Here is a 21,182-nt window from a genome sequence, read left to right on the forward strand (position 1 = left end):
TGATAGAAACAGAAGCCACTGGAGCACCTCAAAAACACCATCATACACTAAATCAGTAAGTTGGCAGCATCACCTGAAATGTTACGACGTACATTAGTCGCGATTACTGTTTTAATTGCAATGAACATTTCGCTTTATACCATCACCGTATGGATACCGACCATATTTGTTAACTCCGGCATTGATGTCGATAAATCAATATTAATGACCGCTGTTATTATGATTGGCGCTCCGGTAGGAATATTTATTGCGGCATTAATTATTGATCATTTTCCTCGTCGGTTATTTGGCTCCACCTTACTTATTATTATTGCCGTGTTAGGCTATATCTATTCAATTCAGACTACAGAGTGGGCGATTTTAATCTATGGCCTGGTGATGATCTTCTTTTTATACATGTATGTTTGCTTCGCGTCGGCGGTTTATATCCCGGAGCTTTGGCCAACGCATTTACGCCTGCGCGGTTCGGGTTTCGTTAATGCCGTCGGACGGATCGTCGCAGTCTTCACGCCCTATGGCGTTGCGGCATTATTAACACATTATGGGTCGATCACGGTGTTTATAGTACTTGGTGTCATGTTATTGCTCTGTGCGCTGGTTCTCTCCATTTTTGGCATCGAAACGCGGAAGGTGTCGTTGGAAGAGATTTCTGAGGTGAATTAAATCTTTCGTTGATGGCATCAATTGCCAGATGTGCCACTGACGTGTTTTATTTGGCCTACAATGCCAGTACAGAATTGTAGGCCAGCGTAAAATTACCCCTGTGTCTCTTCCCAGTCTGCCAGCGTATATAGCGTTGCCCCAGCAGCTGACATCTCCATAAACGCGTGCGCACTGTCCTGTGGCTGGATATTCACGCCACGACAACCATCGGTAATCACGTTTACCTTATAACCTAACTGTAACGCGTCCAGCACGGTAAACTTCACGCAATAGTCAGTAGCCAGGCCCATAACGATCAATTCATCGATTTCATGATCGCGTAACCAGTCATCGAGAGAGGTTTTCTGCCGACGGCCGTTATCAAAAAAGGCACTGTAACTGTCAACTAAAGGATTTTCGCCTTTATGGAACACCGCTGCGATCGCTTTTTGGTGCAGTAACGGATGTAATTGTGCGCCTTCACTGTTCTGCACACAGTGATCTGGCCAGAAGGTTTGTGGCAAACCGTCGAGTTGGCCTGGCGTATAAGGCTCTACACCGTGCTGACTGGCAAAACTGCCGTGATTCGCCGGGTGCCAGTCCTGACTGGCGATAACCGCTTCACCGCGCGACTGGCACCAGTCAATCAGGCGGTTAGCGACATCCACCGTACTGTCACCTTCCGGCACGGCGAGCGCGCCACCAGCACAGAAATCATTTTGTAAATCGACCAGTAACAGGGCGCGAGGGGGCATTGCAGTCTCCTTAATCATCCGGCGTCAGTTCGCCGCGCAGGTTTTGGCTCATGGCCTTGCGAATGGTTTCAGTATCCAGTTCCTGGCTCAGCAGGTAATGCAGTTTGGTTAGCGTGGCTTCTACAGTCATATCTGCACCGCCAATAACGCCGGCATGGGCGAGGGCGTTACCGGTGGCATAACCACCCATGTTCACTTTACCGGACATACATTGTGTCAGGTTGACCACCACAATACCGCGATCGCTGGCTTCATGTAATTCCTGCAGGAAGGCTTTGTTTTGTGGCGCATTACCCACGCCATAGGAGCGCAAAATCAATGCTTTCACCGGTTGGCGCAGAAAATTGCGCACGACGTCAGCAGAAATCCCTGGATAAATCGTCACTACGCCAATTGGTTGTGGGGTGATTGGATGAACGATTAATTCCCCTTCACCGTGCGGGGCGGGTGGCGTATTTAAACGACGAATATGGATACCTGCTTCCAGTAACGGAGGAAGGTTTGGAGAGGCAAACGCATCAAAACCATCGGCATGGGCTTTGGTAGTGCGGTTGCCGCGATACAATCGGTTATTGAAAAAGAGCGTTACTTCGTTGATCGGATAATTCGCCGCAACGTACAACGCATTCAGCAGATTAATTTGTCCGTCAGAGCGTAACTCAGCTAGCGGGATTTGTGACCCTGTCACAATGACTGGTTTACCGAGATTCTCGAGCATGAACGACAGCGCAGAGGCGGTATATGCCATCGTATCGGTGCCGTGCAGAATGACAAAACCATCATAGTCGTCATAGTGCGCTTTAATATCTTCAGCAATATGCTGCCAGTCTTCTGGAGTCATATCAGAAGAATCCATCAACGGCGTATATTCATGAATGGTGAAATCTGGCATCTCCGGGCGATGGAATTCCGGCATCAGCGCCAGTTGGCGTTGTAGATGACCTGACACCGGAATATAACCCTGCTCGGAACGCTGCATCCCGATGGTCCCGCCCGTGTAGGCGACGTAAATTGATTTCTTTTGCATGATATTGATATGAATGATATCGAAAGAGCAAAAGTATATACGTGAGGCAGGAGGAGCGCACCTGATACTATGCGGATAAGGAAATATGGGGCGAGACAGCGGGAAGAGGATTCGTCGACGTAAAAAATAATGTGGCCGACGATCTGTCGGCCACTCAGTACAAGACTTAACGCACGTTGGCGCAGGTCAGGCAAAACGCATAACGGTTTTGTGGGTCGTTAAACGCGGCCAGCTTGTCGCTTTCACTTTTAACAGTAGAGGCTACCGAGGCCAGCGGTGCAGGTAACATGGCCTGGAACGCATCTGGCAACATTGCCCGGACAGAACCAGACATGTTGTCCATCACTTTGTCGAAGAAGGTCGGTTCATCAACGTAGTATTCCAGATGCCACTGTTTCACTTTTGCCAGCTCTGCTGCTTTGGCAACTGCATCATCGAAATCCCCGAGGCTATCGACCAGCCCGTTAGCTTTTGCATCCTGACCGGTCCAGACGTGGCCCTGGGCGATTTTATCAATCTGCTCCGGCGTCGAATGACGCGCATCAGCAACCAGCGTGATAAAGCGTTTATAGCCATTCTCAATGCTTAACTGCATCATCTGCTGTGCTTCCGGCGGCAGTGCCCTGGTGATAGAAACATCTGCCAGCGGTGAAGTTGAGACACCATCGGTATGAACACCAATCGAATCCAGACTATTTTCTACGGTGGTGATCACGCCGAAGATACCGATAGAACCGGTCAGGGTGCTGGGGTTAGCCACAATGTAATTAGCTGGCGTGGAAATCCAGTAACCACCAGATGCCGCCATGCCGCCCATCGATACAACCACAGGCTTACCCGCTGCCCGGGCTGCTGCCAGTTCAGCGCGAATCACTTCAGACGCGGTAACGCTGCCGCCTGGGCTATTAACACGCAGGACAATCGCTTTCACTTTCGGGTCAAGGCGAGCGTCGCGGATTTGTGCCGCAGTGGTATCACCGCCAACATTCCCCTGAGTTTCCTCGCCATCCATAATTGCGCCATTAGCAAAGACGACACCGATGCTGTCACCGGTATCTGCCGGCGTTTTCAATGCGTAATCGTAATAACTGATGGCGCGATAATTTTTATCAGTCTTACTCCAGCCGAATTCTTTGGTCAGTGCTTTTTCGATTTCCGCACTCGATGCCAGTGCATCGACCAGCTTGTTTTCCAGTGCATATTTCGCGGTATCGCCACCGGTTTTGGTTAAACCCTCAAGCAACCCTTGCGCGCCAGGGAATACCTGCTCAGCAGGGATCTGCCGGTTAGCGGCAACAGTATTCAGATAGTTTTGCCACAGCTCACCAATCCAGCGGCTGTCAGCTTCGCGGGCTGCCGGTGACATATCATCACGAATAAACGGTTCAACGGCAGATTTATACGTACCCACGCGGAACACATGGGTGGAAACTTTCAGCTTATCCAGCAACGATTTGTAGTACAGACCGTTGGTGGCAAAGCCGTGCAGATCAACCACGCCTTGCGGAGACAGCCAAATTTTATTGGCGAAACTGGCGAGATAATATTGCCCCTGGCTGTAGTTCTCGCCAACGGCATAAACCGGTTTCCCGCTGTCACGAAACTCTTTCAGAGCTTTGCCGATGTACTGCATAGACGGTTGGTCGCCGCCTGCGAAGTTTTTCAGATCCATCACAATACCGGTGATATTGCGGTCGTCCTTCGCCTGGCGAATAGTGTTGACGATATCAAACAGTGAGTTTTCCTGCAGACGATCGGAACTGGCACCAAGCAGCTGGCGGCTTAATTTACTAAACCGCTGAGAACTGTCGGGTTTATCGACGATCACACCAGAAATGTCCAGCAGCAGTGCGCCACGACTGGCCGTTTCTTTCGAATCACCACCACTGACCTGCATCCAAATCCCCACACCAACCAGTACGAGGAAAATAAAGAACAGGTTAAGTACCATTTCACGGACGAAATTCAGCAGACGCCACGTCCATTTAAAAAATCCGGCAATAAATCGCCAAAGGGTTCGCATGTATTCTCCCAACTTAAGGTCACACCTGTCACAGGCGCAATAGATGTGGTTATCGTAATGACCCAACCGGTACTTGTCAGCAGGAATTGCGGACTGTGCTGTAACAAAATCCACTCTCGTGTTAATTTTGTGAATAAATATCACGACAGGAGTTAATCAAATGGATGCACTCGAACTATTGATCAATCGCCGTAGCGCCTCCCGCTTGGCTGAACCCGCGCCAACGGGTGAACAACTGCAAAACATCCTGCGTGCGGGTATGCGTGCGCCGGACCATAAGTCCATGCAACCGTGGCATTTTTTTGTGATTGAAGGGGAAGGGCGCGAGCGTTTCAGCGCCGTACTGGAACAGGGGGCGATTGCTGCCGGTAGTGATGACAAAGCTATCGACAAAGCCCGTAATGCGCCGTTCCGCGCACCGCTCATCATCACGGTGGTGGCGAAATGCGAAGAGAATCATAAAGTCCCGCGCTGGGAACAGGAAATGTCTGCCGGATGCGCGGTCATGGCGATGCAAATGGCAGCAGTTGCCCAGGGGTTTGGCGGCATCTGGCGCAGTGGCGCATTAACTGAAAGTCCGGTAGTGCGTGAAGCATTCGGTTGCCGTGAGCAGGATAAAATTGTCGGTTTTCTCTACCTCGGTACGCCGCAGCTGAAAGCATCTACGTCGATTAACGTCCCGGACCCGACGCCGTTTGTAACTTATTTCTGATAATTGTCGCGAAACTGTCTGGATTGTGAGCAAAGGCGCAGGAATTCAGACACTCTCACTTATCACTTCACGGAATGAGGGTTACCATACCCGGATTGCATTGACAGGAGATGTCCATGAGCGAGAACTCGATTCGTTTGACCCAATACAGCCACGGAGCTGGTTGCGGCTGTAAAATTTCCCCAAAAGTGTTGGAAACCATCCTGCACAGTGAGCAGGCGAAGTTTGTTGATCCGAATTTGCTTGTGGGTAATGAAACCCGCGACGATGCGGCGGTGTACGATCTGGGCAATGGCACCAGCGTTATCAGTACCACCGACTTCTTTATGCCGATCGTTGATAATCCTTTCGATTTTGGCCGCATTGCGGCGACTAACGCCATCAGCGATATCTTCGCGATGGGGGGCAAACCGATTATGGCGATTGCGATCCTCGGCTGGCCGATTAACAAACTTTCCCCGGAAATTGCCCGCGAAGTGACCGAAGGTGGACGCTATGCATGTCGTCAGGCGGGTATTGCGCTGGCTGGCGGTCACTCCATCGATGCGCCGGAGCCGATTTTTGGTCTGGCGGTAACGGGGATCGTACCGACCGAGCGGGTGAAGAAAAACAGTACCGCACAAGCCGGATGCAAACTGTTCCTGACGAAACCGCTGGGGATCGGCGTTCTTACCACGGCTGAGAAAAAATCACTGTTGAAACCAGAACATCAGGGACTGGCGACGGAAGTGATGTGCCGGATGAACATCGCAGGCGCGTCCTTTGCCAACATCGAAGGCGTAAAAGCGATGACCGACGTTACGGGCTTTGGTCTGCTGGGCCACTTGAGCGAAATGTGTCAGGGGGCTGGTGTGCAGGCACGCGTCGACTATGAAGCGATCCCGAAACTCCCCGGTGTTGAAGAGTACATTAAGTTGGGCGCAGTACCTGGCGGCACTGAACGTAACTTTGCCAGCTACGGTCATCTGATGGGTGAAATGCCGCGTGAAGTGCGCGATCTGCTGTGCGATCCGCAAACTTCTGGCGGTTTGCTGCTGGCGGTCATGCCGGAAGCAGAAAATGAGGTCAAAGCTACAGCCGCCGAGTTTGGCATTGAACTGACGGCAATTGGCGAACTGGTGCCAGCGCGCGGCGGTCGTGCCATGGTTGAGATTCGTTAATTCAATGCGGTTGTTTATTGCCGAAAAACCGAGTCTGGCGCGCGCCATTGCTGATGTCCTGCCCAAACCGCACCGGAAAGGCGATGGCTTTATCGAGTGCGGTAATGGTCAGGTGGTGACCTGGTGTATCGGTCACCTGCTTGAGCAGGCGCAGCCAGACGCCTACGACAGCCGCTATGCGCGCTGGAATCTTGCGGATTTGCCGATTGTCCCGGAAAAGTGGCAATTACAGCCCCGACCCTCCGTGACCAAACAACTTAACGTCATCAAACGCTTCCTGCATGAAGCCAGCGAAATCGTTCACGCCGGGGACCCGGATCGTGAAGGGCAATTGCTGGTGGATGAAGTGCTGGACTATCTGCAACTGGCACCGGAAAAGCGCCAGCAGGTGCAGCGTTGCTTGATAAACGACCTGAACCCGCAGGCGGTTGAGCGGGCGATCGACCGTCTTCGTTCCAACAGTGAGTTTGTACCGCTGTGCGTTTCTGCGCTGGCGCGAGCGCGTGCCGACTGGCTGTACGGCATCAATATGACCCGTGCTTACACCATTCTCGGTCGCAATGCTGGTTATCAGGGCGTGCTTTCCGTGGGGCGCGTGCAGACACCCGTGCTCGGGCTGGTGGTGCGCCGCGATGAAGAGATTGAAAACTTCGTGGCGAAAGACTTCTTTGAAGTCAAAGCGCATATCGTGACACCTGCCGATGAGCGGTTTACCGCTATCTGGCAACCGAGCGAAGCGTGTGAACCGTACCAGGATGAAGAAGGGCGCTTGTTACATCGTCCACTGGCGGAGCATGTGGTTAACCGCATTAGTGGTCAACCGGCTATTGTCACCAGCTATAACGATAAACGGGAATCAGAATCCGCGCCGCTGCCGTTTTCGCTTTCGGCGTTGCAGATTGAAGCGGCAAAACGCTTTGGTCTGAGCGCGCAGAACGTGCTTGATATCTGCCAGAAACTGTACGAAACGCACAAGCTAATCACTTATCCGCGTTCTGATTGTCGCTATTTGCCAGAAGAACATTTTGCCGGACGCCACGCGGTGATGAATGCCATCAGTGTTCATGCACCGGATCTGTTGCCGCAGCCAGTGGTAGATCCAGATATACGCAACCGCTGTTGGGATGACAAAAAGGTCGATGCGCACCACGCCATCATTCCGACCGCACGGAGTTCTGCGATCAACCTGACGGAGAACGAAGCGAAGGTCTATAACCTGATTGCCCGTCAGTATCTGATGCAATTCTGCCCGGATGCGGTGTTCCGCAAGTGTGTTATCGAACTGGACATTGCCAAAGGCAAATTTGTCGCTAAAGCGCGTTTTCTTGCTGAAGCAGGCTGGCGCACGCTGTTAGGCAGCAAAGAGCGCGATGAAGAAAACGACGGCACGCCACTGCCTGTGGTGGCGAAAGGCGATGAGTTGCTGTGTGAAAAAGGTGAAGTGGTAGAGCGGCAAACCCAGCCGCCGCGCCATTTTACCGATGCAACACTGCTTTCGGCGATGACCGGGATCGCGCGCTTTGTGCAGGATAAAGATCTGAAAAAGATCCTCCGTGCGACCGATGGTCTGGGGACAGAGGCAACGCGTGCCGGGATTATTGAACTGTTGTTCAAGCGTGGTTTCCTGACCAAAAAAGGGCGCTATATCCACTCCACCGACGCCGGAAAAGCGCTATTCCATTCGCTGCCGGAGATGGCGACGCGACCGGACATGACCGCGCACTGGGAATCGGTGCTGACGCAAATCAGCGAAAAGCAGTGTCGCTATCAGGACTTTATGCAGCCGCTGGTGGGGACGCTATATCAGCTTATTGATCAAGCCAAACGTACGCCGGTGCGGCAGTTTCGCGGCATTGTGGCTCCGGGCAGTGGTGGCAGTGCTGATAAGAAAAAGGCTGCACCGCGTAAACGTAGTGCGAAAAAAAGTCCGCCAGCAGATGAAGTCGGAAGCGGGGCGATAGCGTAAGCGAGTGAATCTTTCGTGCTATTCGAGTCATATTCTGAAATATCCAGCGGATCAAGAAAATTCGTTGGATATTTTTTTTGCATGGATAAAATTATCGCCTCTAAAGTATGTAATAACAGGGAATGTGATGAAAAAAGTTTTATTACAAAACCATCCTGGGAGCGAGAAGTATTCTTTTAATGGCTGGGAAATATTTAATAGTAATTTTGAACGGATGATTAAAGAAAATAAGGCCATGCTGCTTTGTAAGTGGGGGTTTTATTTAACATGTGTTGTCGCTGTAATGTTTGTGTTCGCAGCGATAACATCCAACGGTTTGAATGAAAGAGGCCTGATTACCGCGGGATGCTCTTTTCTTTATCTATTAATTATGATGGGGCTTATTGTTCGGGCCGGTTTTAAAGCAAAAAAAGAACAACTGCATTATTATCAGGCTAAAGGTATTGAGCCGCTCAGTATCGAGAAGTTACAGGCGCTACAATTGATCGCACCTTATCGATTCTATCATAAGCAATGGTCTGAAACGCTGGAGTTCTGGCCGCGAAAGCCTGAACCTGGCAAAGATACCTTCCAATATCATGTGCTTCCTTTTGACTCGATCGATATCATAAGTAAAAGACGCGAGTCTTTAGAGGATCAATGGGGTATCGAAGATAGCGAAAGTTATTGTGCCTTAATGGAGCATTTTCTTTCTGGCGACCATGGAGCCAATACCTTTAAAGCAAACATGGAGGAAGCCCCAGAGCAGGTTATCGCCTTGTTGAATAAATTTGCTGTTTTTCCCTCAGACTATATCTCTGATTGCGCTAATCATAGCTCCGGTAAATCCTCGGCGAAGCTAATATGGGCGGCGGAATTATCATGGATGATCTCGATATCAAGCACAGCTTTTCAAAACGGGACAATTGAAGAAGAACTGGCCTGGCATTATATAATGCTTGCTTCTCGAAAGGCGCACGAGTTGTTCGAAAGCGAAGAAGATTATCAAAAAAATAGTCAAATGGGATTTCTTTACTGGCATATCTGCTGCTATCGCAGAAAGTTAACGGATGCTGAACTTGAAGCGTGTTATCGTTACGACAAGCAGTTTTGGGAGCACTACAGTAAGAAATGCCGTTGGCCCATAAGAAATGTTCCGTGGGGAGCATCATCCGTTAAATACTCATAAACGCCTGAAATTTTGCCGGGGGCGCTGCGCTTGCCCGGCCTACATTAGAGCGTAACTGCAATGAATTGTGCCCATTTGTAGGCCTGATAAGCGTAGCGCCATCAGGCATTTACAACTTAAATCACACCCTGCGCCAGCATCGCATCGGCAACCTTCACAAAACCGGCAATGTTCGCGCCCTGCACGTAGTTGGTTTGCTCACCTTCACCACCATGCTCAACACAGGCATGGTGGATATCCAGCATGATGTGATGCAAACGTGCGTCAACTTTCTCGGCTTTCCAGCCCAGGCGCGCAGCGTTTTGTGCCATTTCCAGGCCCGATGTAGCGACGCCACCAGCATTAGCCGCTTTACCCGGTGCAAATAGTACGCCTGCCTGCTGGAACAGTTCAGTCGCTTCGATGGTGGTCGGCATATTTGCCCCTTCGGCGACGGCTTTAACGCCATTAGCGATAAGCTGATGCGCGGCGTCAACATCCAGTTCATTCTGGGTGGCGCAAGGCAGGGCGATATCAACCGGTAGAGACCACGGCTGTTGGCCTTCGAGATAGACCAGACCAAATTCTTTGGCGTAATCTGCCACTCGACCATCGCGGCTGGCTTTGATTTCGATAAGACGTGCCAGTTTCTCTTTCGTGAATCCGCTTTCATCAACTACAGTGCCGCTGGAGTCTGACGCAGTGATCACACGAGCACCAAATTCCATCGCTTTTTCGATAGCGTACTGGGCGACGTTGCCGGAGCCAGAAACGGAAACGCGCATCCCTTCAAAACCCATACCGTGGCGTTTTAACATTGCTTCTGTGAAATAAACCAGACCGTAGCCGGTAGCTTCCGGGCGAATAAGACTGCCGCCAAATGAAAGGCCCTTACCGGTGAAGACGCAGGCGGTATTGTTGGAGAGCTTTTTCATCATCCCCGCCATAAAGCCGACTTCACGACCACCAACCCCGATATCACCTGCCGGAACGTCGGTATCCGCGCCCAGATGACGATAAAGCTCGGTCATCAGCGCCTGGCAAAAACGCATCACTTCACCTTCGCTTTTTCCTTTCGGATCGAAATCGCTGCCGCCTTTACCACCGCCCATCGGCAGGGTAGTCAGGGCATTTTTGAAGGTTTGTTCAAAGCCGAGGAATTTGAGAATGGAAAGGTTAACTGACGGATGGAAGCGCATACCGCCTTTGTACGGGCCGATGGCAGAGCTGAACTGCACACGCCATGCACGGTTGACCTGTATCTGGTTGCGATCATCAACCCATACCACGCGAAACTGGATCACGCGCTCCGGTTCAACCAGACGCTCCAGTAATGACATCTGGCGATATTTTGGATTTTGTTCAAGAAAAGGCCAGAGTGTGGTCATTACTTCACGAACGGCTTGCGCGAACTCGGTTTGATTCGGGTCGCGCTTTTGGACATGGTTGAGGAATGACTCCAGAGAATATGTCTGATCCATAGATATAAAACCCTTATATATTAATACGATTGTGCTTATGTTGTTTATGTCATGTGCTTTTGCAGTTTTCGACTATACCATCAAGAATGTGACGGTAAGCAAGAAAAAAATGACCCAGGAAAGCAAATTAATAACGAGAGTAATCTCATAACCAAATGCGATAACTCAGACGCTAAAGTTTTGCCACCCGGCTACCGTTATCAGTAGCAGAGACAATAACGTTAAGGAGTTCCCTGTGAGTCGAGCATTGTTCGCCGTAGTATTAGCATTTCCATTAATTGCACTGGCTAACCCGCATTATCGTCCGGACGTGGAGGTAAACGTACCGCCAGAAGTGTTCAGTTCAGGCGGGCAGTCAGCGCAGCCCTGTACTCAGTGCTGCGTTTATCAGGATCAAAATTATTCTGAAGGGGCGGTAATTAAAGCCGAAGGAATACTGCTGCAATGCCAGCGTGATGACAAAACCCTTAGCACTAATCCGCTGGTCTGGCGGCGCGTAAAGCCATAAACGCCTCTAATAATGGAATGTCAGCAGGGGCCAGCGGATATTGCAGCGCCTCTTCAGGTGAGCACCAGACCAGCGCCTGATGTTCATGTGCCTGTAACGTCCCGTGGAAGTCGGGTACGTGCCAGGCATGAAGATGGATAATCCGCCCCGAAACTTCTCGCTGATGGCTGGCAACATACTCACCCACAGTTGCTTCGATGCCCAATTCTTCGTTTAACTCACGCACCAGCGCCTGCTGCTGGCTTTCATCCAGCTCGACTTTACCACCGGCAAACTCCCATAATCCCGCCTGATCGCGCTGGGCGGGGCGTTGCGCGAGTAAAATTTTGCCATCACGTTCAATGATGGCGGCAACAACTTCAATCATTTTCATAAATTACACACGGGCAGATAAGCGAAAAATGCCATAATATCCGCACTGTTGCTCAATCAGAAAGGCTTTATATTTAAGGAGTGCCTGTGCTAGACCGCCATCTTCATCCCCGGATTAAACCGTTGTTGCATCAGTGCGTGCGGGTTCTTGATAAACCGGGCATTACGCCAGATGGTTTAACATTAGTGGGATTTGCCATCGGCGTGCTGGCTCTGCCGTTTCTGGCGCTGGGCTGGTATCTGGCGGCGCTAGTCGTCATTTTGTTGAACAGGCTGCTTGATGGTCTGGACGGTGCGCTGGCGCGGCGCAGAGGGCTTACCGACGCGGGCGGCTTTCTTGATATTTCTCTCGATTTTCTTTTTTACGCGCTGGTGCCTTTTGGGTTTATCCTCGCCGCACCGCAGCAAAACGCCCTGGCAGGCGGCTGGCTGCTGTTTGCGTTTATCGGCACGGGTAGCAGTTTTCTCGCTTTTGCTGCGCTGGCGGCGAAACATCAGATTGATAATCCCGGTTATGCGCATAAATCGTTTTATTATCTGGGCGGGTTAACCGAAGGCAGCGAGACGATTTTGCTGTTTGTTCTGAGTTGCCTCTTTCCGACCTGTTTTCCGTGGTTTGCGTGGGTATTTGGTGCGTTGTGCTGGATGACGACCTTTACGCGGGTGTGGAGTGGGTATCTGACGCTGAAGTCGCTCCAGCGTCAGTAATTGCAATGTTATTTGCTGCTGTCCGGGCCGCGTTCACCGGTTGCTACCGAATTTTTTGGATCGCTGCTCCATTCGTACCAGCCGCCGTCGTAAACGGAGACGTTATTCCAGCCCATTGCTCGTGCGTACATAAAGGTTTCGGACGCGCGCCAGCCGGTGCCGCAGTAGAATGAAACTTGCTGATCTGGTTTGATATTCCATGCTTTCCACATAGCGGTAATATCATCGGCGCTACGCATGGTGCCATCCGGGTTATGGAAATCTTCCATATGCGTCGAGTCGCTACCAGCGTGTCCCCAACGTGCTCCGGCTATTTCACCTTTTGGTTTAATATAGCTGTAACCGCTGGTCGTACCGATAAATTCTGGCCACGAACGAATGCTCACCAGCGATGCATCCTGGCGATGCAGCAGTCCACGCGCCTGTTCCATATCAAGCATCAGTTGCGGTTGTGCCGGGATCTTCACGCCGAAATCCGGTTCCGCTTTCACTTTCGGTGGCGTTCCGCGCTCAACAGGCAGTCCCGCGTCGGACCAGGTTTGCCAGCCGCCATCCAGCAGGCGCACATCTTTCACGCCAGCATAAAGCATAATCTGCGCCACACGCGCTGCAGCGTATACGTCACGCCCATACAGAATGACCGTGGTGTCATGGCGAATGCCGTGTTTTGCCAGCATCGCTTTTAGTTGTTCATCAGAAACTTTGTTCCACAGCGGTTCACTTTCCACTTCGTTGGTATCGATGTAGTCAGCGCCGGGAATATGGCTGATAAGGTAAAGCTTAGGAGCGCCCCAGGCCGCTTCAATGACTTTCCAGTCACCGGCAGGTTTCGCCGTAACCTCTTTACCTTGTTGCAGGTCGTGCAGCCATTGCGGATAAACCAGCTGCTCAAAATGCGGCAGTTTTTGCAGACGGGAAGGTTCGCTTAGCGCGTCACTCAGGATGGAGATATGCGTTAAACCTGCTTTTTGCAGTCGCGTTTTGACGGCGTCGACATCTTTGTCATTACCGTACAGCGCCACCGGAGCATCGGTTTTCAGGTTATGTTGCTTGATCCACGCGTTGAGCTGTTCGGTGCTCATTTTGTCAAGCCAGCTGGCAGAGAGGTTTAAGGCGGCAGGTTCATGACCAGAAGGGCCATTTAAGGTTTGTGGCCAGCCGTTATAAAACGCGCTGGGGCGAGTATCTATCGCTTTGCCATTTTGTTGTTGAAGCTGGTCAAGTGTAAGAGGCTTCGCCAGTTCAGCGGCCCACGAAGAAGCGCAAGCCAGCCCTAAAGCCATTGCCAGCGCGGTCATTTGAGAAACACGTTTCATCGAAAATCCCGACATTGTAGTTTTGAGTGCGCCATTCTGAACTGACGCATTGAGAAAAACTTTGCGTTATCGCAGTTTGTTGTAATTTTCTGACCACTGCGCCATATCCAGAACAGAACTATCAGCAGGAACATCCTGGAGATCGTGCGTTACCTGAACGACGGGGATCGCCAGGGCGCGAACTTCGCTGAACACCCACTGGCGAAAATTATCGCGCAGAGCCACATCAAGACGGCTGAATGGCTCATCCAGGAGTAACGCTTTTGGTTGGGCGAGAAGGGCGCGTAGTAGAGCAACGCGCGCTCGCTGACCGCCAGACAAAGTGGCAGGATCCTGATGGAAAGCTCCCTCAAGGCCTGAACGCTCAAGTGCATCATTCACGGCATTACGTCGGGCATTCCCTTTAAGTGTCGCCGGTAGCGCCAGCAGTAAATTTTGCCCGACACTGAACTGGTCAAATAACAGTGCATCCTGAAAAAGAATGCCAATCTGACGCTGTGCGGTGGGTAGGATGTCAATCCGTTGCTCATTGAGCCATAGCTCACCTGTACAAGAAAACTGTTCGGCCAGTGCACCAATCATCCATGAAAACAGAGTGGATTTTCCACAGCCAGACGGCCCCATTAACGTGACAATGTCACCTTTATCCACCGTAAAGTTAACGTTTGTCAGCAAGCGGCTTTCTGGTAAACGTAGCGAAACATTTTTCACGCAGAGCATTAGCGGAGTCCTTGTCTGACATAACCTACCCATTTTGCGACTAACGCGGTCAGGGCAAAAATAATAAGCGGTAATAGCAGTTGCCATAAAGCCTGGGCGGCGAGAATACCGTTGCTGCCGCCGCTGCTTAATGCCACCGCCTCAGTGGTGAGCGTCGGAAAACGCCCCGCGCCCAGCCACAGCGTTGGCATATACTGCGCAATACCGACTGCAAATCCCACCGCGAAGGCAATCAGCGTAGGGCGTAGCATAAGCGGACATTTCACGTAAAAGAAGATTTTGGCCCGCGACCAGCCCAGTGTTTGCGCAATCAAAATTAACCGTGAATCAATGCGCTGCCAGGCGGGTTGCAGGATAAACAGCATCCATGGCATTACCCACAGCAGATGCCCCCAGACCACCGCCGTCCAGCTTCCATCCAGGTTCAGCCATAGCGCCAGCGTGTACTGGCCCGCCACCAGTGGCAGAGCGGGTAATAAAATGGGCAACCATAGCCACAACTGGCGACGCTGTGGCCCCCATTCCAGCCACAGCAGTAACAGGAGCAAAGCGATGAATGTCGCCACCAGCCCCATTGTCAGGCTGTTGATGAGCGCTTCACTATTGATCGTCGACTGATCCGCGAGGATCGCCAGCAGAACCACACACAGCACACCGGTTAAGGGTAAAAAAATCGCCAGCGTATTGCCCGGCAATAAAGGCGTGGCAGGCTTGCGAACGCCATCTACGCGGGGAATAGTGCGCCGCCAGCTGCGCCATAGCAGATAGCTCAGCAAAACGTAGGCGGCGAGTAACAGCATCAACAGCAGGCTGGCAAGCGCGCCTTTTGTTTGTTGGTCAATGTCGCCCTGGGTTAACCACTGCCAGCTAATTACCGCCAGCGTCGGGGGATTACCTGGCCCGAGAATAATTGCCACATCCACGACCGACAGCGACCAGGCAACAATCGCCAGCATCGCCATTGCCAGCGCAGGCGCGACGGAGGGCAACAGCAGCCAGTTCAGGCATTGCCAGCGGCTGTAGCCCAGCGAATCCAGCACAATGACCTGCTGCAACAGCCATTTTTCGCTCAATACTGCTGCTAAGATCCACAGCAGAAATGCGCTTTCTTTCACTGCAAGGGTGAGGCCCAGACCGATGCCAAATCGGTCCATTGGCGGAGTGAAATACGGGAAATAGTCATAAAGCAGCCCTCCGTCAGCAAAGAGCAGAAGGGCGCTGGTGGCAAAAGCCACATGGGGAATGGCGAGCAGCCACGGCAGACGGGCGCACATACGCTGCCATTTCGGCCCAGGCCACAGCGCCACAATCACCAGCAGGGCAATCAACAATGCCCCGACCGCCGCGATGGTTGTCGACACCAGCGTTGCCAGTAATGCCTGCGGTAACTGTGGATCGGCAAATAACGCCTGCCAGTGTGTCAACGACAAAGCAGGCGATATCAGCGTGAGAGCTGCCGGGATCAGCGGTGCATAAATCACCGCCACCATCGCCCACAGCAAAAAGATTAATGCGTACCGTAACGGTGTAGCCATTCTTGTTCCAGCGCATTTACCCAACCTGCGTGCGGTTCAGCCAGTACCGGCGGCAGATCCTGCGGCATTCTTGATTGCAATGATTCGCGCTGCCCGTCAGGCAGTTTTTGCGGATCGAGAACAGAAGGATCGCCCCAGACAGCGGGATCTGCTTTACGCAGTTGCGCATCGGGTGAGAGCAGGAAATTGGCAACTACCTTCGCCGCAGCACTGGCATTCGCGTTGGCAGGAATGGTGACGAAATGCACGTTGCCAATCATCCCCTCGCGAAAGCCAAAACTGTAACTGCTTGCAGGCAAATCGCCGCTGGCGATTTTTTGCTGCGCATGCGCGGGGTTAAAGGTCAGCGACAGGCGCAATGTGCCGGCTTTCAGCAGAGCATCCATCCGCGCGGGTGAAGGCGGGAAATCCTTTCCTTCGCGCCACAAATACGGATGCAGCACATCAAGATATTGCCACAAGGGAGCAGTTACACGGGCGAAAGTCGCATCGTCCGGCGCTTCTTTTAATGCGGCGGGATCGGGCGTCAGCATAATCAGCAACTGTTCAAGAAACGCCGTGCCGGTAAAGTCCGGTGGGCGCGGATAGGTAACCGTGCCGGGATTGGCTTTAGCAAACTCCAGTAAGGCTTGCGGCGTTTGTGGTGGCTGTGGCGTAACATCGCGGCGGGCGATAAACGTCAGTTGTGCGCCGCCCCAGGGCGATTCCGCACCTTGTGTCGGCACAGAAAAATCTTCCCGCACCGGCAGCTGTGTGTCGACATAGCGCCAGTTGGGCAGAGTCTCCGCCCAGCCCGTTTGTAATAAATTGGCCTCTTTTAAGGTGCGGAAGTTTTCGCCGTTCACCCAGAGCAGATCCACCGAGCCGCCCGTTTTACGTCCGGCTGCGGCTTCGGTCTGAATGCGCTTCACCGCGTCTGCGGCATCCGCCAGACGGACAATCTTCAGGTTTATAGCGTAATGGGTTTTCATCTCGCCGCTCACCCAGTCGAGATAGCGGTTAATTGCGGTATCGCCGCCCCAGGCGTTAAACCAGACGGTTTGCCCTTTGGCCTCATTTTTAATTTCTTGCCAGTCACTGGCATGTGTTGCCAGAGAAAACAGCGATAACAATCCCAGCAACCACCCACAATGGCGCATCATCTCTCCTTAAGAACGTTTTTCAGGAATACGGCACAGCCCCTGAGCGGGAATGTCCATGGCAGAATTAAAACGGGCTGACAGATTTTGCAGGCCGATCAATGCCGTCAGTTCGGTGAGCGCCTGAGCGTCAAAATGCGCAGCCAGTCGGGTACGCAGGGCATCATCGACCGTTGGCGGCGTTACGCTTGCGGCTTCGGCGTACTCCAGCGCCAGCCGTTCTTCATCGCTAAAGAGCGGGCTTTGCCGCCAGTCAGCCACTGCCAGCAGTTTATCGCTGCTGCCGGTGCGCTCGGCGACTTTCATACTGGTGATATCCACACAAAACTCACACAGGCACATTTGCGCAATGCGCGCGCTGACAAGCGATCGTACTACCGGATCGAGCGGTGAGCGTTTGCGCTCCAGCCAGCCAACAAACATCGACACCAGATAAAAGATAAACGGGATCCGCCCCCACCAGCGAATGGGGCTTAGCACCTCGCCGTAATGGCGACGATGCAGCCACGCCTGTGGACGTAAAATTAAAGGAATTTTGCTAAGCGGCGGTAAACCCATCAGGCATTCCTCTTCTGGCGTTCAAGCCATATTTTCTTCGCCATAAAAATCACCACGGTCAGGGTAAACAGAATAAACAGTCCGGTGACAAACCAGAAAGTACCGCCTGTTAACATGCTGCCCGCCCAGGAATAAACAATAGTTGCCGGTAACTGACCAAGCCCGGTGGCGATAAAAAACGAGCGAAAACGTATTGAAGTCAAACCGGCAGCATAGCTGATTGGATCGAAAGGGACAAAAGGCAATAACCGACAGACCAGAATGGTGTGTTTGCCGTAGCGAGTGAAAAAGCCGTCCATACTGTCAAGCACGGTTTTGCCGGTTAATTTTTCCACCACTTCGCGGCCCATCACTCTGGCGATAAAAAAGCACAGCGCCGCGCCGGCCATCGAACTGGTCCACGACAGCAAGCCGCCCCAGAACGCGCCAAACAGCGACGCATTGGCAAAGGTGATCAAAAACGCAGGTAGCGGTGCAGCAATGGCCTGCAAAATCATCAACAAGAACGAGACAACTGCCGCCAGTGCGCCGTAAGACTGAATAAAGCGTTCTATACCCTGTTGGTCCACGGCGGCAAACGCCGCAACGCTGCGATTGATAAACTCATGGACGCCGGGAAGCAGCGCCCATGCCAGCAGCATAGCGAACAACAGGATGATGAGGGTTATACGGTAGTACCAGATTTTTCGCGATTGCATCATCATCATCCTTTATCCTGGCTTTATTCGGCGATTTTAAAGGTAACCGTTGCCAGCGTGTTATCCGCCGGGAGAACTGAGGCATTGCCTTTGAATTTAACTTCACCACGTTTTTCAACCGCACCATAAGTGTATGTTGCATTGCTGACGATGCCGACCGGGCAGCTATCCAGACACACTAGGCAACCCGTTTTCTTCTCTTCTGCTGCCGTTAAATTACCGCCAAAGCGCATGTCCAGTTTCTTGCCATTACTGTCAACAATCACTTCATCGAAGGAATACGCTTTTGCCGCCCCTTGCCAGTTGACCGAAATATCCAGTTTGCTGCCTGTGACATGAGTCGTTTCTTTATTATCCATCGTCATGTTTTCGCCCGGCGTACCACCTGCCTCTTTCAGGGCTTCATAAAATGCTTTCGGGGTCGCATAACCCATAAACAGCGATTTATGTCCGTTGGAGCCATCTTTAAACACAATACCGTGACGAGTGTCGTCGGTGAGGAAACGACCATTAATTTGCACCAGCATGGTTACCGTATGGTTATTGGCATCGACACGCAGCGGTTGGCTGTTCGAAAGTCCGTCGTATTCCACTTTTGCCGCCGCATTCTCTTGTTGATCGCAGCCGCTAAGCCCAGCAACAGCCAGTAAACAGAGTGCAGCCAGTCCTTTTTTCCATGACACTGAATAATGTTGCAACATCGTTCTATCCTTCATTTTTTGGGTGAGTAAGTGGGCTGCGGCGCGAAGCAGACAGATCCACATGTTTGTGTCGGGCGTAGAGTTTTGCGAGCTGGACGAGAATAAACAGCGCCAGGCCCGCCAGACAGAGTTGTAAAATAAAGCGCAGCGTAATGCCTTCATTGGCGAGATCGCTTGCCATCACGGTATAAATAACAATACCGGGTAGGGTCGTGAGTGCCGAAATAAGGGTATAAGGCCAGAAGGCGATTGTGGTTAATCCGTAAGCGTAATTTTGAATATTGTAAGGAAACAACGGGATTAAGCGGGTCAGAATAAGAAAATCAATACCGTTACGCGCAATGCCTTTTTCAATGGCCTGGAAGGTATTGCTATGGCCAACGTATTTCAGCAGTAAATCACGTCCCAGCCAGCGCGCCAGCAGGAATGAGCACGAGGAGGCCAGCGTGGCGGCAATTAATGAGAGTAGTGTCCCTAAGAGCGGGCCAAAAACTATTCCTCCCGCGATCACCAGTATGCTTCCTGGTAACAGCAAGAGGGTGGCAATGATGAATAACAGAATATAGAGGCTATAGCCGAAAAATCCGCTCTGGCGGATGAGTGTCTGTAAGTGGGGTAAATCGGTGAGCAGATCGAATAAACCGAAAGCGTGGATAGCGTAAATGACCAGCGCAAAAATAAGACAGGCAAAAAGAAATTTACGCTCAGCGTTCATCGTGGAGTTTCCTATATCAAACTTGATAATAGAGAAGTGGTCAGACAACTAAAAACGCAGAGACGGTATAACAAAGGACGGCAGGCAACAAATCATTACTGACAGTTTGTTGATTTTTCTCAAGGTTAATTCTCCTGACCCAGTTTGAGCCAGGAGAGCTGCTAAATTAGCGGCGGAAGGTCGCCCAGACGGGGGCGTGATCGGACGGTTTTTCCATGCTGCGGATTTCATAGTCGATGCCGGTTTCTACGCAACATTCTGCCAGCGGTTGGCTGGCGAGCAGCAGGTCGATGCGCAGACCACGGTTATCGTCAAAACCTTTTGAGCGGTAATCAAACCATGAGAAACGATCTGCTGTTTGCGGATTCGCATGGCGGAAGGTATCGACCAACCCCCAGCTCATCAGCCTGTCCATCCATTCGCGCTCTTCCGGCAGGAAAGAGCATTTACCGGTACGCAGCCAGCGCTTACGGTTTTCTTCGCCAATGCCGATATCCAGATCTGTAGGGCTGATATTCATATCGCCCATAATCAGTACCGGATTATCACGTTTGAGTTCGGTTTCCAGGTAGTTTTGCAGATTCTGATAAAACTGCGCTTTTGCCGGGAATTTTATCGGATGGTCGCGGCTTTCACCCTGCGGGAAGTAACCATTGATCACGGTGACATTACCCAGCAGTGAGGGGATTTCCGCCATAATAATCCGCCGCTGCGCCTCTTCGTCGTCACCGGGAAAGCCGCGACGCACGGCAATCGGCGTCTCTTTGGTCAGCAGCGCCACGCCATAATGGCCTTTCTGCCCGTGATAAAACACGTTGTAGCCGAGCTTTGCCACCTCTTCGAGCGGAAACATATCGTCATGAACTTTTGTCTCCTGCAGGCCAATCACATCCGGTTGGTGCTTTTCGACGATGGCTTCAAGCTGGTGAGGTCTGGCGCGCAGGCCGTTGATATTAAAAGAGACAAATTTCATAGTCGCTGCCATTTATTCAGATAAAGAGTGCGTGGATGGTAGCAGAATTTCGCGTTGCTTACCGCCTGTTGTTAAGTGATTTGATCGATGGTTGTTAATGATGTCAACGATGGCGCAAAAAATGCCCGCTTTTGGTGCGCGCTGCGTCAGAATGGCGCAGTAATTTCCAGTAAATTTCGTCAATGATCACAATTCCAGAATTATATTTTACTTCTGCATAACATTGCGTTTTTTATTCTTTTTATTCACCCACATCGCAAACGTATTCACTTTATATGCACTTTAAATGCATATGGTTTGGTTATAACTCCTTGATTTCCAGTTAG

At 51.6% G+C, this 21,182-nt stretch carries 20 protein-coding genes and 1 pseudogene; 7 read left to right on the top strand and 14 right to left on the bottom strand.

Annotation, left to right across the window (positions count from 1 at the left end; all coding sequences use genetic code 11):
- Positions 1-69: 69 nt before the first annotated feature.
- Positions 70-663 (top strand): annotated as a pseudogene (locus RTW80_RS14650) (MFS transporter); the annotation flags it as partial.
- A gap of 92 nt (positions 664-755) precedes the next feature.
- On the opposite strand, the gene pncA reads toward RTW80_RS14650, so the two are convergent.
- From pncA to sppA, 3 genes are all read right to left on the bottom strand, one after another.
- Positions 756-1,397 (bottom strand): bifunctional nicotinamidase/pyrazinamidase, encoded by a 642-nt coding sequence (gene pncA / locus RTW80_RS14655; protein WP_001135066.1) that lies wholly within the window; start codon positions 1,395-1,397, stop codon positions 756-758.
- Between the two features lie 10 nt (positions 1,398-1,407).
- Positions 1,408-2,424 carry an asparaginase gene (ansA, locus tag RTW80_RS14660; protein ID WP_001170157.1) on the bottom strand — a complete coding sequence of 339 codons (1,017 nt, stop codon included), beginning with the start codon at positions 2,422-2,424 and terminating at the stop codon, positions 1,408-1,410.
- Positions 2,425-2,590: 166 nt separating this feature from the next.
- On the bottom strand, positions 2,591-4,447 hold the full coding sequence (gene sppA, locus RTW80_RS14665) for a signal peptide peptidase SppA (protein WP_001259811.1): 1,857 nt from the start codon (positions 4,445-4,447) through the stop codon (positions 2,591-2,593).
- A gap of 160 nt (positions 4,448-4,607) precedes the next feature.
- Here sppA and RTW80_RS14670 point away from each other — a divergent pair, with 160 nt between their 5' ends.
- From RTW80_RS14670 to RTW80_RS14685, 4 genes are all read left to right on the top strand, one after another.
- The gene (locus tag RTW80_RS14670) at positions 4,608-5,159 is read left to right on the top strand and encodes an NAD(P)H nitroreductase (RefSeq protein WP_000339283.1); all 552 of its coding nucleotides are present in this window, start codon (positions 4,608-4,610) and stop codon (positions 5,157-5,159) included.
- Positions 5,160-5,275: 116 nt separating this feature from the next.
- Positions 5,276-6,319, top strand: a complete 1,044-nt coding sequence (gene selD, locus RTW80_RS14675) for a selenide, water dikinase SelD (RefSeq protein WP_001295485.1) — start codon at positions 5,276-5,278, stop codon at positions 6,317-6,319.
- A 4-nt stretch (positions 6,320-6,323) separates the two neighbouring features.
- Complete coding sequence (topB, locus tag RTW80_RS14680) at positions 6,324-8,285, top strand: DNA topoisomerase III (protein WP_001235800.1); 1,962 nt, start codon at positions 6,324-6,326, stop codon at positions 8,283-8,285.
- 127 nt (positions 8,286-8,412) lie between these two features.
- Complete coding sequence (locus tag RTW80_RS14685) at positions 8,413-9,453, top strand: DUF1266 domain-containing protein (protein WP_000756910.1); 1,041 nt, start codon at positions 8,413-8,415, stop codon at positions 9,451-9,453.
- A 116-nt stretch (positions 9,454-9,569) separates the two neighbouring features.
- Here the strand turns inward: RTW80_RS14685 and gdhA are convergent, their stop codons facing one another.
- The gene (gdhA, locus tag RTW80_RS14690; RefSeq protein ID WP_000373021.1) at positions 9,570-10,913 is read right to left on the bottom strand and encodes an NADP-specific glutamate dehydrogenase; all 1,344 of its coding nucleotides are present in this window, start codon (positions 10,911-10,913) and stop codon (positions 9,570-9,572) included.
- A gap of 235 nt (positions 10,914-11,148) precedes the next feature.
- Here gdhA and RTW80_RS14695 point away from each other — a divergent pair, with 235 nt between their 5' ends.
- Positions 11,149-11,421, top strand: a complete 273-nt coding sequence (locus tag RTW80_RS14695) for a YnjH family protein (protein WP_000085240.1) — start codon at positions 11,149-11,151, stop codon at positions 11,419-11,421.
- Here RTW80_RS14695 and nudG read toward each other — a convergent pair.
- Positions 11,387-11,794, bottom strand: coding sequence for a CTP pyrophosphohydrolase (nudG, locus tag RTW80_RS14700; RefSeq protein WP_000781868.1), 408 nt, complete (start codon positions 11,792-11,794; stop codon positions 11,387-11,389). The two genes, RTW80_RS14695 and nudG, sit on opposite strands and share 35 nt — an antisense overlap.
- An 86-nt stretch (positions 11,795-11,880) precedes the next feature.
- On the opposite strand from nudG, the gene RTW80_RS14705 reads away from it, so the two are divergent.
- Entirely contained in the window at positions 11,881-12,501 is a 621-nt protein-coding gene (locus RTW80_RS14705) for a CDP-alcohol phosphatidyltransferase family protein (RefSeq protein WP_001300428.1), read from the top strand.
- A gap of 8 nt (positions 12,502-12,509) precedes the next feature.
- Here RTW80_RS14705 and ynjE read toward each other — a convergent pair whose 3' ends face one another.
- The 9 genes from ynjE to xthA all read right to left on the bottom strand — a co-directional run bounded on the left by ynjE (position 12,510) and on the right by xthA (position 20,856).
- Positions 12,510-13,817, bottom strand: a complete 1,308-nt coding sequence (gene ynjE, locus RTW80_RS14710) for a thiosulfate sulfurtransferase YnjE (protein WP_001300586.1) — start codon at positions 13,815-13,817, stop codon at positions 12,510-12,512.
- 66 nt (positions 13,818-13,883) lie between these two features.
- Entirely contained in the window at positions 13,884-14,537 is a 654-nt protein-coding gene (locus RTW80_RS14715; RefSeq protein ID WP_001300558.1) for an ATP-binding cassette domain-containing protein, read from the bottom strand.
- The gene (locus RTW80_RS14720) at positions 14,537-16,072 is read right to left on the bottom strand and encodes an ABC transporter permease (RefSeq protein WP_000224959.1); all 1,536 of its coding nucleotides are present in this window, start codon (positions 16,070-16,072) and stop codon (positions 14,537-14,539) included. Before RTW80_RS14720 ends, RTW80_RS14715 begins: the two co-directional genes overlap by 1 nt.
- Positions 16,045-17,211, bottom strand: a complete 1,167-nt coding sequence (locus RTW80_RS14725; RefSeq protein ID WP_001215339.1) for an ABC transporter substrate-binding protein — start codon at positions 17,209-17,211, stop codon at positions 16,045-16,047. The genes RTW80_RS14720 and RTW80_RS14725 overlap by 28 nt, the downstream gene beginning before the upstream one ends.
- Before the next feature lie 9 nt (positions 17,212-17,220).
- The gene (locus RTW80_RS14730) at positions 17,221-17,769 is read right to left on the bottom strand and encodes a carboxymuconolactone decarboxylase family protein (RefSeq protein ID WP_000524097.1); all 549 of its coding nucleotides are present in this window, start codon (positions 17,767-17,769) and stop codon (positions 17,221-17,223) included.
- Entirely contained in the window at positions 17,769-18,476 is a 708-nt protein-coding gene (locus RTW80_RS14735; protein ID WP_033548937.1) for a TVP38/TMEM64 family protein, read from the bottom strand. The genes RTW80_RS14730 and RTW80_RS14735 overlap by 1 nt, the downstream gene beginning before the upstream one ends.
- 14 nt (positions 18,477-18,490) lie before the next feature.
- Positions 18,491-19,168 (bottom strand): lipoprotein YdjY, encoded by a 678-nt coding sequence (gene ydjY, locus RTW80_RS14740; RefSeq protein ID WP_000939212.1) that lies wholly within the window; start codon positions 19,166-19,168, stop codon positions 18,491-18,493.
- Between the two features lie 4 nt (positions 19,169-19,172).
- Entirely contained in the window at positions 19,173-19,883 is a 711-nt protein-coding gene (locus tag RTW80_RS14745; protein ID WP_001300395.1) for a TVP38/TMEM64 family protein, read from the bottom strand.
- Positions 19,884-20,049: 166 nt separating this feature from the next.
- On the bottom strand, positions 20,050-20,856 hold the full coding sequence (gene xthA, locus RTW80_RS14750; RefSeq protein WP_000673918.1) for an exodeoxyribonuclease III: 807 nt from the start codon (positions 20,854-20,856) through the stop codon (positions 20,050-20,052).
- Positions 20,857-21,182 lie beyond the last annotated feature (326 nt).

The sequence above is a fragment of the Escherichia sp. AM3 genome, assembly GCF_032029835.1.
Taxonomy (GTDB): Bacteria; Pseudomonadota; Gammaproteobacteria; order Enterobacterales; family Enterobacteriaceae; genus Escherichia; species Escherichia coli.

Bases quoted from the DNA above. Each gene is read 5' to 3' on its own strand.
- RTW80_RS14745 (WP_001300395.1), bottom strand. From the start codon at position 19,883: ATGAACGCTGAGCGTAAATTTCTTTTTGCCTGTCTTATTTTTGCGCTG.
- ynjE (WP_001300586.1), bottom strand. From the start codon at position 13,817: ATGAAACGTGTTTCTCAAATGACCGCGCTGGCAATGGCTTTAGGGCTG.
- RTW80_RS14735 (WP_033548937.1), bottom strand. From the start codon at position 18,476: ATGATGATGATGCAATCGCGAAAAATCTGGTACTACCGTATAACCCTC.
- xthA (WP_000673918.1), bottom strand. From the start codon at position 20,856: ATGAAATTTGTCTCTTTTAATATCAACGGCCTGCGCGCCAGACCTCAC.
- RTW80_RS14670 (WP_000339283.1), top strand. From the start codon at position 4,608: ATGGATGCACTCGAACTATTGATCAATCGCCGTAGCGCCTCCCGCTTG.
- RTW80_RS14685 (WP_000756910.1), top strand. From the start codon at position 8,413: ATGAAAAAAGTTTTATTACAAAACCATCCTGGGAGCGAGAAGTATTCT.
- ydjY (WP_000939212.1), bottom strand. From the start codon at position 19,168: ATGTTGCAACATTATTCAGTGTCATGGAAAAAAGGACTGGCTGCACTC.
- RTW80_RS14725 (WP_001215339.1), bottom strand. From the start codon at position 17,211: ATGCGCCATTGTGGGTGGTTGCTGGGATTGTTATCGCTGTTTTCTCTG.
- RTW80_RS14720 (WP_000224959.1), bottom strand. From the start codon at position 16,072: ATGGCTACACCGTTACGGTACGCATTAATCTTTTTGCTGTGGGCGATG.
- RTW80_RS14730 (WP_000524097.1), bottom strand. From the start codon at position 17,769: ATGGGTTTACCGCCGCTTAGCAAAATTCCTTTAATTTTACGTCCACAG.
- topB (WP_001235800.1), top strand. From the start codon at position 6,324: ATGCGGTTGTTTATTGCCGAAAAACCGAGTCTGGCGCGCGCCATTGCT.
- ansA (WP_001170157.1), bottom strand. From the start codon at position 2,424: ATGCAAAAGAAATCAATTTACGTCGCCTACACGGGCGGGACCATCGGG.
- pncA (WP_001135066.1), bottom strand. From the start codon at position 1,397: ATGCCCCCTCGCGCCCTGTTACTGGTCGATTTACAAAATGATTTCTGT.
- sppA (WP_001259811.1), bottom strand. From the start codon at position 4,447: ATGCGAACCCTTTGGCGATTTATTGCCGGATTTTTTAAATGGACGTGG.
- selD (WP_001295485.1), top strand. From the start codon at position 5,276: ATGAGCGAGAACTCGATTCGTTTGACCCAATACAGCCACGGAGCTGGT.
- gdhA (WP_000373021.1), bottom strand. From the start codon at position 10,913: ATGGATCAGACATATTCTCTGGAGTCATTCCTCAACCATGTCCAAAAG.
- RTW80_RS14715 (WP_001300558.1), bottom strand. From the start codon at position 14,537: ATGCTCTGCGTGAAAAATGTTTCGCTACGTTTACCAGAAAGCCGCTTG.
- nudG (WP_000781868.1), bottom strand. From the start codon at position 11,794: ATGAAAATGATTGAAGTTGTTGCCGCCATCATTGAACGTGATGGCAAA.